This window comes from uncultured Rikenella sp., assembly GCF_947628055.1.
Classification (GTDB): Bacteria; Bacteroidota; Bacteroidia; order Bacteroidales; family Rikenellaceae; genus Rikenella.
In genome coordinates, this window is the sequence record NZ_CANQYJ010000055.1 from 1 (window position 1) to 16187 (window position 16187).

Below are 16187 nucleotides of genomic sequence, written 5' to 3' on the forward strand. Positions count from 1 at the left end.
ATTGGCCCACTTGAGCATCCAGCTCACCGTGGCATGTCCCGCCTCGTGGAAAGCGATCGTCCGCTTTTCCGCCTCCGTAATGATCTTGTTCTTGCGTTCCAAGCCCCCGATAATGCGATCCACGGCGTCCATGAAGTCCTGCCGTTCGACCTGCGACTTGTTTTTCCGCGCGGCAATCAGGGCCGCCTCGTTGCAGACGTTCGCAATATCGGCTCCCGAGAATCCCGGTGTCTGGCGCGCCAGGAAATCGGTCTTCAGGCTCGGATCGAGCTTGAGTTTGCGCAAGTGCACCGCAAAGATTTCCGCCCGTTCCTTGATGTCCGGCAGCCCGACTTCGATCTGGCGGTCGAAACGCCCGGCCCGCAGCAAGGCCTTGTCTAAAATATCCGCCCGATTTGTGGCCGCCAGAATGATCACCCCCGCATTGGTTCCGAACCCGTCCATTTCGGTCAGCAGCTGGTTGAGCGTATTTTCCCGTTCGTCATTGGACGACCAGCCGCTGTTTTTCGACCGCGCCCGCCCGATGGCGTCGATCTCGTCGATGAAAACGATGCACGGCGCCTTTTCCTTGGCCTGTTTGAAGAGGTCGCGCACCCTGGATGCCCCGACCCCCACGAACATCTCCACGAAATCGGAGCCGCTGATCGAGAAGAACGGCACGTTGGCTTCCCCCGCCACAGCTTTCGCCAATAGCGTTTTCCCCGTCCCCGGAGGCCCCACGAGCAGAGCCCCTTTCGGAATTTTCCCGCCCAATTCGCTGTATTTCCCCGGGTTCCGCAGGAAATCGACGACCTCCATCACCTCGACTTTCGCCTCTTCCAACCCCGCCACATCCTTGAAGGTCACTTTCTGGTCGTTGTCCTTGTCGAACAGCCTGGCTTTGGCTTTCCCGACGCTGAACACGCCCCCTCCACCGGTTCCCCCGCCGGCCCCGCCCGACATGCGCCGCATGATGAAAATCCAGAACACGACGATCAGGATGAACGGAAACGCCTGCCAGAACAAGGTCATCCACCCCGAACTTTCGTTCTCGAAAGTGAGGCCCGGCAGTTCCGGAATCTGCGGATCGCGGGCCTGGATGCTGTCCCTCGCCGCCTGGTAGTCGTTCTCGAATTTCTCGAGCGAGCCGATGTTGAAGAAGAATTGCGGCCCCTGGTCCGGAATGTACTTATAGCGTTCCTGTCGCTTATAAGAAGCCACGACCTTCGGGTCGAGGTACACCTGGGCCACCTCTTTATTGACCACCTGCACCCGCTGGACGTGTCCCTGCGGCAGCAAGGTGTCGCGCAGCACGTCCCAGTCGATCTTGCTCTGCTGGCCTCCTCCGCCGAGGTAGGCCCACCCCAGGATGATGACTATGATAATACCCCACATCCAGTAGATATTGAACCGGGGGCGCAGGGTGTTGCGTTTGTCGTTTGCCATATGTTTCGGGTTCCCGTTTTTTCGGGAGTCACTGTAAATAACGGAGGTTTAGTATTCGTTGGTATATTCGGCAGCCGGCGCATCGGCCCAGAGATCTTCCAGCCGGTAGAAATCGCGCATCTCGGTCTGGAATATGTGCACCATCACGTCGCCGTAGTCCATGGCCACCCACAAAGCGTTGTCGAGCCCCTGCACGCGCCAAGGCTTCTCGCCGATCGCTTCGACGGTTTTTTCTTCCACACCGGCGGCGATGGCCGCCACCTGGGTGGTGGAATCGGCGTTGCAGATGACGAAAGTGTCGCAGACGGTGCCGTCCAGGGAGCTCAGATCGAGGCTGACGATATGCGCGGCTTTTTTGTCCTGCATGGCGCGGACGATGATGTCGGTCAGGGTCTTGGTACTATCGTTCATTCGGATTTTCGGTTCTGTTTTCGGCGCAGACGAGGCCCTCGTCCGTGCGTTTTAAAGGACAAAGGTAATTAATTTTACGCGACTATATACTTTAATGTACTTTCCTTCTCTTTTCGGTTCGGCTCTGCGCCGGGGGCCGCCCGGCACTCGAACCGGGCCTGCCGGCGGCCGGTCTTTTAGGGTAGAGCTATAGAAGTCGGCTTAGAAGTCGTCACCGGCGCGGGCCGGGAAAATGCACTCCCCCCAAAAAATGCGGGTACATAAAGGATATAACCGCCGGCGGCCGGGTCAGTCGATCCTGCCGACAAAAAAGACCGTCGGCCGGCCATCCGCCACCGTGCAGAAAATATCGGTGCTTCCGCCCAGCTCCACCCCTAACGCCCGGCCGATCTGTTCCGAAGTGAACGGGAAATTCCGCCGGTGGACATTCACCCGCCGTATGCCCCGCGAGCGCAGCAGGCGTCCGATCTCCTTCGGCTGGTAAGGGTGCCGGAAGGTAATCCGGTAGGTTTTGCCCGCGAACTCCTCCGGCAGCTCGTCCGAGAACAGATATTCCCCCGACAGCCTCAAAGCGCCCGGCGCATCCGCCAGGTATTCCGAGACATAGGCGTTCACGGCCCGGGCCTTGTAAAAAGCGACGTCCGGAACCAGCAGGAAACGCGCCTCGCCGAGGTCTGCCGCCGGAGCGCCGTCGCATTCACAGGCCCGGCGGCTGAAATCGTAACGCAGCACCCGTCCCCTGCGGATCGCAGTCACCCGCAGGTAAGGCGTTTTCCCGCCGCCCGCGCCGAAACCGATTTTGGCCAGCACCTCTTTGCACTCGCCGTCGAGCGAGATCACCTCCACGCAGGTATCCTCGCCGAAAACCCGGTACGCTTCGGCCACGTCGAACAGCGGCGAGAGCTTCACCACCACCCGCCGCGCTATCTTCCGCAGGGGCGGCAGCAGTTTCAGGATGTCCGGCGAACTCTCCCCGGGCGAATAGACCCGTTTCCCGTCCGCTTTTTTGCGCGACGGATCGACATACACCAAGTCGATCATCCGTCCCGCCGGCCATGCGGCGAGGAAATCTTCCGCAGCCGCATTGACCACGCCGACATTTTCCGCTCCGAGCAGCCGGAAATTCCACTGTGCGACCTGCGTTCGCAACGGATCGATCTCCACCGCCGTCACACGCTCGAACGCCCGGCTCAGAGCCAGCGAGTCGACCCCTAATCCGCAGGTCAGATCGACGGCCAACCGCCTCTCGTCCGGAGCCAGGCCGTCGAGCAACCCTTCCGTCCGGGCCGCCGCCACAGCTTCGCTGCTCGCCTGTTCGTAAGCGACCGGCGGCACGATACACCTCGCCGTATAATAAGACGGCAGTTTGGAACGGCACTTCCGGAGCATCCGGATCTGCTGGGTGACGGCCGGCATGCGCAGCGTAAAAGCCAGCCGGGCCGGATCCCCGTCTATATGGCGCTCGACCAGCTTCCGCCCGGCGTCCGAGACAAGTATGTCGAAATCGGTCTGTTCCACTTTGTAATCGAATTGTTGTACGGACAGATCAGCGGCGGCGGAGCGAACCGCAGGCGGATTTTCCCGCCAGATAACCTGTCGAAAGAGCCGCCTGGATATTATAGCCCCCCGTATCCGCATCCACGTCGAGCAGCTCGCCGGCAAAATAAAGCCCCCCGACCAAGCGCGACGCCAGGGTCTGCGGGTCGACCTCCGCGAGGTCGACCCCACCCGCCGTCACGATCGCTTCGGTGAACGGTCTGTAGTCCCGCACCGGGAGCCGCCACCCTTTCAGCGCCGCGACCAGCCGCTCCCTGTCCGGTTCCGTCAGCGACGACGCAAAAGCCTTTTGCGAAAGCCCGGCGGCCTGTGCAATCACCGGCCGCAATGGCGGCGGCAGCAGTTTCTGCAACAAAGTCCTGACCGGGGCAGCATCTCCCAGTTCCGCGATCTCGCGCGCCAAGCGTTTCCGCAGCTTTTCCGCCGACAGCGCCGGTTTCAAGTCCACCGCGATCTCCACCCGCCGCCCGTCCGCAATCGCATCCACCGCCGTCCTGCTCACCTGCAAGACGATCGCCCCGCCTGCAATCCTGTCGGAAGGGAACTCCATCTCGCCGAACCGCCGCTCCACCATTTCTCCATCTACAATCAGCGCCAGCTCCACATTCCGCAGCGCCAGCCCTTTCAGCCCCCCGGCCACCTCCAACGGCACCAACGCCGGCCGGAGCGGCACAATACCGTGTCCCGCCTCATAGGCCATCTGATGCCCATCCCCCGTCGAGCCCGTCGCCGGATAGCTCACCCCGCCCGTCGCCAACACCACCGCCCGCGCCGCGATCCGTTCGCCCGACTGCAACACCACCCCTCTTATCGTATTCCCCTCCCTCCACAAAGCCGCCACCGGCGCATGGCACCGGATTTCGACACCGGCGCGCGAAGCCCAAGCCACCAAAGCCTCCGCCGCATCCCACGCCCGCCCCGAAGCCGGAAAGACCCGCCCTCCCCGTTCATGCACCAGCGGCACCCCCAACTCCCGCTCGATGAACCCGATCACGGCCCGGTTGTCGAACGCCTCGAACGCCGGCGCCAGAAATTCCCGTCCCTGCCTGACCTTGGCGAAGAACTCTTCCCGCGGCCGGTCGTTGGTGATGTTGCACCGCCCCTTGCCCGTGATCCGCAGCTTGCGGGCCGGCTTCTCCATCTTTTCCAACAGCAGCACCCGCCCCCGCCCTTGAAGAGCAGATGCCGCCTCGCCCGCCGCCATCAATCCCGCCGGGCCTCCGCCTATGACGATCAGATCATACATGCCTCAACGCCTCGATCGACCGCGCCACCCGCTCCGGATCGGTCACGTTCCGGGCAAACTCCTCGACCGTCACCGTCCCGCCCATCGACACCCGCTCGTTCCGATACTGCATCCCCCCCTCGACCCGCCGCCGCGCCGACATGTGGAACTCCGCCGCACAGGTATCCCGCGCCAATTGCGCGACATTCGATTCGTTCACCCCGCAGCCCGGCATAATGATAATCCGCCCCGCCGCCCTGCGCACTAAGTCGGCGATCAAAGCCGCCCCCTCCGGAGCGCTCGCCTCCTGCCCCGAAGTGAGAATCCGGTCGAACCCCAGCGCAATGATCTCCTCCAACGCCTCGAACGGGTCGCGGCAGACGTCGAAAGCCCGGTGGAAAGTGGTCGACAGTCCGCCCGCCGCCGCCTTGAGCTCCCGGTTCCGCTCCGTGTCGACCGTCCCGTCGGCCCTGAGGCAGCCGAAGACCACCCCGTCGGCCCCCGCCGCTTTCGCCGCCTCGATGTCGAGCAGCATCGTCTGCATCTCCGCCGGCGTGTAGAGGAAATCCCCGCCCCGCGGCCGGATAATGACATTCATCTGAATTCCGATCGCCCGCCGCGCCGTCACCATCTCGCCGTAGCTCGGCGTCGTCCCCCCCTCCGGAATCCCCGCGCACAGCTCGACCCGCGCCGCTCCCCCCTGCTCCGCCGCCACGCAGCTCGCCGCCGAATTGGCGCATACCTCGATAATCGGTCGTGTTACCATATATAAGTCCCTTTCCAAGTTTTCGTATTTCCCTTCGCATCGCTCACCGTCAGCACCACACTATGCCGTGCCGCCGCAGTCCCGCGGGTCGGCGCATGCTCCATCGTCCGGCTCTTCGGGTCCCAGGCCAGCAGCTCCCAAGAGCCGTCCACGGTCAGGGAATAGCGGGCGATCCCCGACAGATCGTCCGTCGCCGTCCACCGCACCGTCCGTCCCGCCGGAATCTGCGCGCCGGCAGCATACCCCGCCCGGATCACCGGCGCCGCCGTGTCCACCGCCACGGCAAAACAACCCAGCCGTTTCACGGAAGCCGTCACCCGCCCCGACGCCGCTTTCCAACCGCCCCCCACGCTGCCGATTTTTCCTTGATCGTCCACCGAGACGACCAGCATCTTATCCCGCAGCCGCTCCGGCACACTGTCCGCCGCCGCTATGGAGACCATCGCCGCCCGCTGCAGCGGCACGTCCGACGACCCGCACCGCACCACCGCCCAGCCGTTCACCGTGTCACGAGCTGCCGCCAGAATCATCGGCTCGTACAGCGCCCCGCCCGGAATCGCGACCTCCGCCCCCGGCAGCCGGAACGTCCGTCCCGTCGCCCACGAGACCGCCTCCCCCGGAGGCACAGCCACCGATCCCCCCGGCACCCCCTCGATACGGAATTTCAGCACCGTCCGGTTCCCCGCATCGTCCGTAAAAAGAGTCTCGATCTGCCGCACCTCCCCCTCCCCGACAGCGATCGTCCCGTCCGCCCCCCCGCACGACACCCCGTAGACCGCCAGCCGGTTATGCGGCGAGACGTAAGCCCGCAGCACCGACGTCCGCCTTGCCCGGTGGTTCTCCGGGTAATCGACGAATGTATTCACATAGCCGTTCGTCGCGAAATCGAGCCGGTCGATGGCGAAACCGAAGTTCGGCACGCCGTCCACCCGCTGCTCGAGGCTGTAAATCCCCATCGTATTGGATTTTCCGTCCTTGTAGTCGATCACCTCGTAAGCCAGGTACCCGCGCCGGCCGAGCCGCAGCACCGTGTCCGCCGCTACCGCCGTCCCGTCGGCCAGCGTCCTGACCGCCACGCTCTGCCGCAACCTCCGGAACGGCACGCCCTGGACGGAGTCCACTTCGTACAGCAGAATCCGGCTGACCGTCGGCGGCACGTGATCCGCCACCCGAAAAACCCCTTCGGCCACCAGATTCCGGGGCCGTCCCTGCGCGTCGCGGATCTCGAAATGGAGGTGCGGCCCGCCCGACGACCCCGTATTGCCGAGTGCGGCGATCCGCTCGCCCTGCCGCACCGTGAACTGCCCTTTTTCGGGATAGAGGTCGACGCGGAACGACCGCCGTCGGTACTGCTGCGCCCGCACCCACCGCGCGATCTGCGGGGCAAAAGCGTTCAGGTGTCCGTAGACCGAGGTCTCGCCGTTCGGATGCGTGACATACAGCACATGACCATATCCCGTCGGCGACACGCCCACGCGCGACACATAGCCGTCCGCCACGGCATAAACCGGGCTGCCCGCCCCCTGCAAAGCCTTGATGTCCAAGCCGGTGTGGAAGTGGTCGGAGCGTATCTCGCCCACATTCCCTGCCAGTGTAACGGCAAACCCGACCGGCGAACGGTAATACTCGGCGCCATAGCCTTTCGCAGCAGCCCGCCCGCCGGCCGCGAAGCACAATCCGGCCGCAATAAGAAATATCCTTCTGAAAATCATTATTTTGTCACTTCTTCTCCCGGATCATAGTCTTTTTCCATCATCCGCTCCAGCACGTCCTGTATCTCGGAATAGTCGTACCCGCGCCCCATCGCCCAACGGACGAGTTTGTTCCGCAGCTCATACCTCCCCTTCGCCTTGTCCCGCTCCCGGAGCCACCGCCGGCGGAGCATCGTCTCGAGCTTGTCCGACTGCCGCTCCGGTTCGATCTGCCGGAGCGCCTCCTCGATCGTTTCCTTCGGAATCCCTTTCGCTTTCAGCCCCATCTCGATCTTCCGGCGCCCCCAGCCCGAACCGTTCATCTTGTCCCGCACATAAGCCCGCGCATAGCGCTCTTCGTCCACAAATTTCTCCTCCACCAACCGCCGGATGATCGGCTCGTAATCCGCTTCGTTCATCCGCCAGCGGTAAAGCGACCGCCGGATGTCGCTGATGCACCGCTCGCTTTTGGCACAGGAAAACATCAGCGATTCGAGCGCCCGCTCCACGCTCTTGGCCGGCTGCGAATAGTCGGCCTCCGCGGGCCGCCTGCGTTTCCGAACCCGTTTATACCCCGTCTCCTCGTCCCCGTAGTAAACCATAGTGCTGCCTGATTATATAAGCCCCCGGCCTCATCCTTTCATCACCCCCCGCACGAACCTGTCCCGCCCGTGAATATCCCGGCTCACCCGCACCTCGCCGTAGCCGAGCGACAACAAAAGCTCCTCCGTCTCAGCACCGTACCGCTCGTTGATCTCGAACCACAGCTCGCCTCCCGGCTTCAGAAGCGGCAGCGAAGCGATCGTCCGATAGAACAGCAGCGGATCGTCGTCCGGCACGTACAAGGCCTGCGCCGGCTCGAAATCCGCCACATTCGGCCTCATCCCGCTCCTTTCGGCCTCCGGGACATAGGGCGGATTGCTCACCGCCAGATCGAACTTCTCCATGTTCGCCACCGGCCGATATGCCAACACGTCCCGCTCCACGAAACGCATCCGCTCCTGCACCCCATACCGCACCGCATTGCGGGAGGCTGCGGCCAAAGCTCCCGCCGAAATGTCCCAGGCCTCCACATACGCCTCGCCCCACTCCGCCGCCAGCGTCACCGCGATCGCTCCGCTGCCCGTGCCGATGTCCAGCACCCGCTTTTTCGGGCCGCCGGACAGAATCTCCCGCACCAGCTGCTCCGTTTCGCCCCGCGGGATCAGCGTATCGCGCGTCACCTCGAACGGCCGGCCGCAGAACTCCTCATACCCCACGACATACTGTACCGGCTCCCACGCTTCCATCCGTTTCAGGTCGGCTTCCCATTCGGCGACCCGTTTGAATTCCGCCTCGCCGTTCACGGCCCGTTCCAGCCGCCCCGCGCCATACTTGTCCGCCAGCAGCCGCCCCACGACCGCCCGGGCCTCCTGCGCCCCATAGAGGGGCGAAAGGCGCGCCACGGCGGCTCGATATATCTGCGAAAGAGTCAAAGCAAGGCAAAGATAATGAAAGCCGCGCGCAATCGGAACGGACTGCGAAAGGCCGAGGCAAATCTTAATCGCCCGTAAAATAGGAATTAAAAACGATTTTCAACTCTATACCCGGGGTTCGCCCGGGTATTTCGACTGCAAATGCCGCATTGGATGTCCGAAGAACATTTTCGTTCCGACCGGTTCAAAACCGAGCGAGAGGTACAATCGTTCCGCTTCGGGATTTTCGCAATCCACCAAAAGCCCGACGCACGGATGACCGGAAGCAAATGCCCGGTCTCTCATGGCGCACAAGAGTTGGCTCCCGATCCCGCGACCCCGGAACCCGGGCGACACCCCGATGGAGTCGATGTAAAATTCGCCCGCTTCCGTCTCATCATCCACCACCGAAAGCCCGGGATTGTATCTGCGGATCACGGCCAATGTGGGGTCGCGGAGCGGTTGCAGCAGGCCGCCGTCGTATCCGACGACCGCACCGGCCGGAATGCCGTCCGCCACGGCTACCAGTGCATTCCGGTAGCTGTATTGCGAACATTCCATCCGCACGATTTCATCCAGCACCTCCCGGTAATCGGGGCCGCAATATACCTTCGCCGTTTTTTCTCCCATGGCCAGGATCAGTGACCGGACAATCACGCCGGAATCTTGAACCGCAGCGGGTCTGATGACTATATTCATAAAAAAAGGAAATACAAAATCCCGCGATCCGGCCCACGGATGCCCGCCCGGGACCGGACATCCGGTTCGCTGCCGTTCGGGCGGGGAATCCGTCATTTTTTCTTATCCCGGGTAAAGATAACTATTTTTGCTGCCATGAAAGAAGAAGTCTATATGCAAAGGTGCCTGGAGCTGGCGGCACTGGGGGCCGGCAGCGTGTCGCCCAATCCGATGGTGGGCTGCGTGATCGTCCACGAGGGAAAGATCATCGGCGAGGGGTGGCACCGGCGGTACGGAGGGCCGCATGCCGAAGTGAACGCCGTGGCCGATGCCGAAGCCCGCGGCTTCGGCGCTCTGCTGAAGGAGAGCACGCTGTACGTCAGTCTCGAGCCGTGCAGCCACTGGGGGAAAACGCCGCCGTGCGCCGACCTGATCATCGGCAGAAAGATTCCGCGGGTGGTTGTGGGCTGTATCGACTCCTATTGCGAGGTGAGCGGACGGGGCGTGGCCCGGATGCGCGAGGCGGGAATCGACGTGACGGTGGGGATGTCGGAGCGGGAATGCTTGCATTTCAACCGCCGTTTCTTTACGGCGCAGACGCTCGGCAGGCCGTATGTCATCCTGAAATGGGCGCAGACTTCGGACGGCTGCCTCGACGCCGTGCGCCCGTCGGCAGCGATTCCTGCGGCGTGGATGACGGGCGAGGCGGCCCGGATACTGGTTCACCGCTGGCGGGCGGAAGAGGATGCGATTTTGGTGGGAACGCGCACGGCGGCATGGGACAATCCTTCGCTGACGGTGCGGGCCTGGCAGGGGCGCAATCCGCTGCGGGTGGTGCTCGACCGGCATTTAACCTTATCGCCGGGTCTCCGCATTTTCGACAGCGACGCGAAAACGATCCTTTTCACCACCGCCGCTAAAAAAGCGGCGGCGGAAGCCGGATTTGCCGGAAATCCGAACGTCGCGATCGAGACTTTCGATGATTTGTCCGGCCTGCTCCGAACGCTCGCCCAGCCGCCGTACCGCGTGCAGTCGGTGATCGTCGAAGGGGGCGCCCAAGTGCTGGATGCTTTCATCGGGGCCGGGCTGTGGGACGAGGCGCGGATATTCACCGCTCCGGTTTCTCTGCGGGAGCTCTATCCGGCTTCGCTGATCCCGAGGCCGGAAGGTGTCCGCGCACCGGTACTGCCGCCGGATGCGCGGGTGGTCGGAGAGTTGCCGGCGCTGGGGCTCAAGACGTTCCAACGGAAGTGATTTTCGCGCACCCTAAGGGGGATCGCAGACCCCGGAGCGCAACGAATACTATAGGCAGACCTCAGAGATATGCCCGGAGCCTAAGCGGTTACAATCCGGCCTGCATCCCTGCGTTCGACAACTTGCCGTTCGCTTTCACCGCCAACCGTCTGACCCAGACCACGAATCCGCCTGTCAGGATCAGGTTGAAAACCAGGGTCAGCACGGAGATAATCAGCGCCGGCCCGCCGATATTGTACCCCAGTGCGATGAAGATGATCCCGGCTCCCACTTCGCCTCGGGTGAACATCCCGACCGACAGGGCCAGCCGCTCCTCGAACATTCTCTCCCGGTAGAAGAACAGGGGTACCAGTTTCCCGATATTCGACAGCAGCGACACGACGACCACATGGAATGCGATCATCCCCCACGACATCATCGGCTGTGTGCCTAAAATGGACGGCGCCGCGTCTTCGGCCGCCGAATGGGCGGAATATGAGGCCATGCCGCCCCCCACGAAATAAGGCATGCTCAGCCCGACCAACAGCATGAACAGAAACGATACTCCGGCTGCCACTTTCCGTTCGAGCGGGGTGTCTATATGTTTGTGGCGCATCACCATGCCCAGCACGAATGCCGGCAGGAGCACTTCGATATGGATATGGAACAGCCGGTTGACGATCCACGTCACGAAGATCACGGCCACGGCATAGAGCAGGATCGCCCACCACGACTGCCGCATGTCGAACCGGGCCAGATAGTGCCAGCCGAAGCCCAGCAGCACGGTCACCACGGCCAGTATGACGACCACTTCCATCCGGAATCCGACCATCATGATCTGCAGGGGGATCATCAGCAGGATGGTATCTAAGTCGTCGAAAATAGCCAGCACTTGTATCTTGCGGTATATCCAGCTGGTCCGCAGCCCGATAGCTGCCAGCATCGTGAACAGGATCCCGGCCGAGGTCGGGGCTGCGAAACGGCTCAGCAGCAGGCTCTCTTTCCACGCGTCCCAGTCGCCGTAGTACGGGGCGGGCAGCAGAATGAATACGTAATAGACTGCGACTAACAGCCACGGCAGTGCAGCGGTTGCCATGGCTATGAAATAGTCGCTCACGTATCCTCGCCACCGGTTTTTCTCGACTTCAAATTCGCGTCCGACATTAATCATAATGAATGCCAGGCAGATATACAGCAGTATGTCTGTCACGCCTTTGAACGAAGCGTAGCTCTCCCCGGTCATCCATGCGGGAAGGGTCTGCGAGGCTGTCAATCCCAGTACAAGAAAAAATGAGAATAGCAGAATCTTATACATATGTCTATTTTATCGTTTTTTTAAACTGGCTTCTTTCGGCTTTAGGTCGGGATTCGTGAGTCACGACAATCGGAAACGTAGGTTTATTTGGCACTGTACCGTGTATGACTGTTCACAGAAAGAACGGTACCAGACGGCACAATACAAAATAAAACCGACAACAAATCCACCTTAACCGGCCGAGCCGGAGACCGTTTTCAGCGTCAGGTTACACAGCTTGTACAGAACCCGAGCCCCCACATTGGCATTCCACTCCCCATCGTTTTCCGCCGGCGACACCTCGGTCAGGTCGAACCCCACGATCCGCCGCCCCGACTCCGCCACCCGGGCCAGCAGATACACCGCCTCCCGATACGACAAGCCCCCAGGCACCGGCGTTCCCGTTCCCGGACAGTTGTCCGGCGACAAACCGTCGATATCGAAACTCACATAGACATTCTCCGGCAGCTGCTCGATAATCCCCGCACACTGCATTCCCCAGTCCAGCCCCTCGAACGCATTCTCGGCCAACATGTAATCGTCATACTGCACGATCCGCCCCCCGCTTTCCCGCGCCAAATCGACCTCCCCGTCGCAGAAATCCCGGATCCCCACCTGCACCAGCCGCACCACCTGCGGCAGCTGCAAAGCATTGTACATAATGGAGGCATGCGAATAGGCAAACCCCTCGTATGCCGCCCGCAAATCCGCGTGCGCATCGAGGTGCAGAATCCCGAACTCCTCGCCCCGCGCCGCCAGCGAACCCGCCACCGCCCGTATCAGCCCCAGCGGCGTGCTGTGATCGCCCCCCACCAACCCCACGATCCGCCCTTCCGCCAAAAAAGAAGCCGCCTGCGCAAAAACGATGTCGTTGAGCCGTTCCGACCCCGCATTGACCGCCGCCAACGGTGCTGCAATCTCCCCATCGACCGTCGAGCCCCCCGCCTCGAGGTGAGCGATCACCCGCTCCGCCTCAGCCCGCAGCCGGGCCGAAGCCTCTGCGATCCACGGATCGGCCGGAACCGTCGCAATCCCCCGCCGCCAACCCTCCGGATAATGCGCGTCACGCAGCTCCACCTGCGTCGAAGCCGCCAGAATCGCCGCCGGCCCCGCCGCCGTACCGCCGTTGTAGGAGACCGTCACATCCCACGGCACCGAAAGCAGCACCAATTCCGCCTCGGCCGCGCCGAACGGCAGCCCGAAATAATTCCCGTTGTCCACCCCCACGTCATCCGGCGAAAAATGCTCCGGCGGGGCCGGAACCGTATGCTTCGGGAAAACGCTATCGCTGCCACTCATATCCGTCGAGGTATTGGGTCAGACAAATGAAAGGAGGATTTTCGAGCGACTCTTCGTTGTACCGCAGCGGTTCGCCCGAGAGCGACACCACCCGCACTCCCGCCCCCCGCGCGATCGCCTCGCCCGCCGCCGTGTCCCACTCCGACGTCGGCGTCGTCCGCAGATAGCAGTCCACCGATCCTTCCGCCACGAGGCACATTTTCAGCGAGCTGCCGTACTCCACGATCTGCACCTCCCCCGCCTGTTCCTGCAGCCGGAGAATATGTTCCCGCACCCGTTCCGATTCGTGCGACCGGCTCAAAGCCACCTTCAGCGGCACGTTCCGCTGCTGCACCACCGGCAATCTGCACGCTCCGGCAAAAACAAGGCTGATGGTATATCCGGCGCTCATCTCCGGCCGGACGCCCGTCTTGCAGAACGATCCGCGGTCTGGGTCGCTGAAATAGATCGTGCCGGTCGTCGGCAGATAAATCACCCCCAAGTACGGCCGGTTATCCACCATCAGGGCGATATTGACCGTGAACTCTCCGTTCCGCTTGATGAACTCCTCGGTTCCGTCCAGCGGATCGACCAGCCAGTAGAGATCCCACCCGCGCCGTTCGTCGAAATAGAGGTCGCGCCCCTCCTCCGACAGCAGCGGGATGCGGGTCGCGCTCAGGTAATGCTTGATCAGCGTGTGCGCCTCCCGGTCGGCAATCGTAATCGGCGTGCTGTCGGCCTTGAGGCTGACGAAAAAGTCTTCGTAACGGGTATATATCTCCATGATCTTGGCTCCGGCCCGAACGGCGGCGTTGTATGCCTGAACCAGAAAAAAATCGGTCTGCTCTCGCTCAATCATAACCTTTTGCTGTTAATAAAACAAAGATATGAAATTGCGGCCGGATTTCTGTCAGGGGGCGGCCGCTTTGCCGCCTTTCTGAACAAGAAAGGTGCCGCGGCAGTCTGCCGGGGTTCGCTCCGAGGAATTTTTTTACGAGGGCCGCATTGCTTTTGTGAACCGCGCGGGCCGGGCGGCACCGAGCCGCCCGATTCTTTTTTCCGTATCGTTCCAACCTGAATTTTACAATAACCCGCTATTTTTCCGCATCGATATTTCAGGATACCGCAGCGGATATTATATTTGCACCTATTACCGCGTCCTTTTGTATCCGGCTTCCAAGCACAAAACAACGACCTGACGGCGAAGCGGGAAACACGAAACTTCAGGATACTGCCATACGGCATATGTGTAGGGGGCTTGTCGTGTTTCCGGGGTCGCAGTTGTGCCCGTGCTCAGGCAAGTTCCGGCGTGTGCTTTTTTTAGTTTTATCCCAAGCCCGCACGGGTCTGGGACTTTTGTTGTCGACCGGGAGACTGCCCTCCTGCTGTGCAAGGGGGTGACGGATCCCGTGTTTTTTCATACCGATTTTTCCACATGAGCTATCTTGCGCGGATTACACAGACCTGTCCCACAGCCGTGGTGCTGCTGGTCGACCAGTCCGGCTCCATGGCCGAACCCGCCCGGTGGAACGGGCAGACCGTCGCCAAGGCACAGGCCGTGGCCTCGGCCATCAACACCCTGCTTTCGGAACTGATCGCCCGCTCGCGGCGCGACGACGGCTATCAGCCTTACTACGACATCGCCGTGCTGGGCTACTCCGGCTCCGAAGTGCGGTCGGCGCTGCCGACCCTCGGCAGCGAATGGTTCCTCACGCCGGAGGTGCTGGCCGACAACCCGGTCGACGTGCGCGACGTGCGGCGCCTGCGTACCTTGCCGGACGGCCGGCAGATGGCTACCGTGATGCGCGAAAAAGTGTGGGTGCGGCCGGAATCGGAGTGGAACACGCCCATGGCAGCGGCATTCGGAGAGGCGCATAAGCTGCTCAGAACCTGGTGCGCCAAACACAAAGGACAGCCGTGCTACCCGCCGACCGTGATCAACATCACGGACGGAGAAGCCACGGACGGCAGCCCGAGACAGCTGGCGGCAGCGGCGCAGAAACTGCGCTCGCTCTCCACGGCAGACGGGAACGTATTGCTGCTCAACGTACATATTTCCGGTTCGGAGCGGCAGCCCGTGCTTTTCCCGGCTTCGGCAGATGACCTGCCCGAAGACCGTTACGCCCGGCTGCTGTTCGACATATCCAGTCCGATGCCGGCGCTCTACCGGGACGAGATCGCCCTGATGACAGGCCGTCCGGCCGCCGGAGGGGCGCGGGGCATGGGCTACAACGCCAATATGACCGATCTGGTGCGGATGATGAACATCGGCACTGCGACCTCCAATCTGCTGTTATGACTGCGAAAAAGATTTTTCCCACAGTGGGCGGCTACATCGAGGCGATAGCCAATCCGCAGGGGCGTTTCGCTTCGCTGGCGGAAGTGCGCGCACTCACGGACAACGAGGGCATGCCGCTCTATGTGTCGGGCACCGGGCGGGTGACCTTCCGCGTCGAGCTGGACAGGGAACCGTACCGGCTGACCTGTTTCACCTCGGCGGCAGCCGGTGAGGCGGCGGCTTCGGGAGAATACGGCGATTTTCTGCCGGACGAAATCTACGTGTATAGTGACGAGGGGCAGGGGAACTATTATCCGGTGGCGCTGCGGCCTGCGGCGGCGAGTGCGGCAGCCGGTGCGCCGGCTGTGACGGAAGACGGGAACGGCGAGTTTTCCGAGGGGCTGCGGGTGATCGTCCGCCGGGGCCGTTTCGGCTATGCGGACGAAAACGGACATATCGTGATTGCGCCGCGCTATACCTGGGCGGGGGATTTCACCGAAGGCCGGGCGGCGGTGGGCGTGGCCGCGCCGGTGGGCGAAGGGATGCTGATGGGGCTGATCGACCGGGACGGCCGCACGGTGATTCCGCCGGAGTATGACGACCTGTCGTGGGACGGCTCGCGCTATGCGACGGTGGACAAGGGAGGGCTGCACGGCTGTCTCGACCGGACGGGGCGCGTGGTGGTGCCGCTGGAATACGACTGGGTGGGCGAATTTTCCCACGGGTATGCGGTGGTGAGGCGCGGAAAGCGGTTCGGCTATGTGGACGAAAGGGGAAGCCTGACGGGCGGGGGGCTGGTGTATGCCGATGCCCGTTCGGTGTCGGCGGACGGCACGGCGGAGGTGTTGTGGCCGGAGAACGACGACTACACGCGGATCCGTCTGTCCTGACCGCCGG

15 protein-coding genes are annotated in these 16187 nt (G+C 62.4%); 3 read left to right on the top strand and 12 right to left on the bottom strand.

The window, feature by feature from the left end:
• The 9 genes from ftsH to Q0Z93_RS06370 form a co-directional block, all read right to left on the bottom strand.
• On the bottom strand, positions 1-1425 hold a 1425-nt coding region (gene ftsH, locus Q0Z93_RS06330; protein ID WP_298063882.1), incomplete at its 3' end, for an ATP-dependent zinc metalloprotease FtsH.
• A gap of 48 nt (positions 1426-1473) precedes the next feature.
• Entirely contained in the window at positions 1474-1836 is a 363-nt protein-coding gene (gene rsfS / locus Q0Z93_RS06335) for a ribosome silencing factor (protein WP_298063884.1), read from the bottom strand.
• A gap of 288 nt (positions 1837-2124) precedes the next feature.
• Positions 2125-3354, bottom strand: coding sequence for an RsmD family RNA methyltransferase (locus Q0Z93_RS06340; protein WP_298063886.1), 1230 nt, complete (start codon positions 3352-3354; stop codon positions 2125-2127).
• Positions 3355-3382: 28 nt separating this feature from the next.
• Positions 3383-4639, bottom strand: coding sequence for an NAD(P)/FAD-dependent oxidoreductase (locus Q0Z93_RS06345; RefSeq protein ID WP_298063888.1), 1257 nt, complete (start codon positions 4637-4639; stop codon positions 3383-3385).
• Complete coding sequence (locus Q0Z93_RS06350) at positions 4632-5384, bottom strand: copper homeostasis protein CutC (RefSeq protein ID WP_298063890.1); 753 nt, start codon at positions 5382-5384, stop codon at positions 4632-4634. The genes Q0Z93_RS06345 and Q0Z93_RS06350 overlap by 8 nt, the downstream gene beginning before the upstream one ends.
• Positions 5378-7096 carry a M23 family metallopeptidase gene (locus Q0Z93_RS06355; protein WP_298063893.1) on the bottom strand — a complete coding sequence of 573 codons (1719 nt, stop codon included), beginning with the start codon at positions 7094-7096 and terminating at the stop codon, positions 5378-5380. Before Q0Z93_RS06355 ends, Q0Z93_RS06350 begins: the two co-directional genes overlap by 7 nt.
• Positions 7096-7677, bottom strand: coding sequence for a regulatory protein RecX (locus Q0Z93_RS06360; protein ID WP_298063894.1), 582 nt, complete (start codon positions 7675-7677; stop codon positions 7096-7098). The genes Q0Z93_RS06355 and Q0Z93_RS06360 overlap by 1 nt, the downstream gene beginning before the upstream one ends.
• Positions 7678-7707: 30 nt before the next feature.
• Positions 7708-8520 carry a peptide chain release factor N(5)-glutamine methyltransferase gene (prmC, locus tag Q0Z93_RS06365; RefSeq protein ID WP_298063897.1) on the bottom strand — a complete coding sequence of 271 codons (813 nt, stop codon included), beginning with the start codon at positions 8518-8520 and terminating at the stop codon, positions 7708-7710.
• A 135-nt stretch (positions 8521-8655) separates the two neighbouring features.
• A complete protein-coding gene (locus Q0Z93_RS06370; protein ID WP_298063900.1) occupies positions 8656-9228 on the bottom strand; it encodes an N-acetyltransferase in 573 nt (190 codons plus the stop codon).
• Between the two features lie 135 nt (positions 9229-9363).
• Here Q0Z93_RS06370 and ribD point away from each other — a divergent pair, with 135 nt between their 5' ends.
• Positions 9364-10461, top strand: coding sequence for a bifunctional diaminohydroxyphosphoribosylaminopyrimidine deaminase/5-amino-6-(5-phosphoribosylamino)uracil reductase RibD (gene ribD / locus Q0Z93_RS06375; RefSeq protein WP_298063902.1), 1098 nt, complete (start codon positions 9364-9366; stop codon positions 10459-10461).
• Between the two features lie 88 nt (positions 10462-10549).
• Here the strand turns inward: ribD and Q0Z93_RS06380 are convergent, their stop codons facing one another.
• The 3 genes from Q0Z93_RS06380 to cysQ all read right to left on the bottom strand — a co-directional run bounded on the left by Q0Z93_RS06380 (position 10550) and on the right by cysQ (position 13871).
• Positions 10550-11755 carry a sodium:proton antiporter gene (locus Q0Z93_RS06380; protein WP_298063904.1) on the bottom strand — a complete coding sequence of 402 codons (1206 nt, stop codon included), beginning with the start codon at positions 11753-11755 and terminating at the stop codon, positions 10550-10552.
• A gap of 171 nt (positions 11756-11926) precedes the next feature.
• A complete protein-coding gene (locus tag Q0Z93_RS06385) occupies positions 11927-13033 on the bottom strand; it encodes an agmatinase family protein (RefSeq protein ID WP_298063906.1) in 1107 nt (368 codons plus the stop codon).
• Positions 13017-13871: a 3'(2'),5'-bisphosphate nucleotidase CysQ gene (gene cysQ / locus Q0Z93_RS06390; RefSeq protein ID WP_298063909.1), complete on the bottom strand. Its 855-nt coding sequence runs from the start codon at positions 13869-13871 to the stop codon at positions 13017-13019. Before cysQ ends, Q0Z93_RS06385 begins: the two co-directional genes overlap by 17 nt.
• Before the next feature lie 576 nt (positions 13872-14447).
• Here cysQ and Q0Z93_RS06395 point away from each other — a divergent pair.
• Positions 14448-15311, top strand: coding sequence for a vWA domain-containing protein (locus Q0Z93_RS06395; protein WP_298063911.1), 864 nt, complete (start codon positions 14448-14450; stop codon positions 15309-15311).
• Positions 15308-16180, top strand: a complete 873-nt coding sequence (locus tag Q0Z93_RS06400; protein ID WP_298063912.1) for a WG repeat-containing protein — start codon at positions 15308-15310, stop codon at positions 16178-16180. Before Q0Z93_RS06395 ends, Q0Z93_RS06400 begins: the two co-directional genes overlap by 4 nt.
• Positions 16181-16187: the final 7 nt, after the last annotated feature.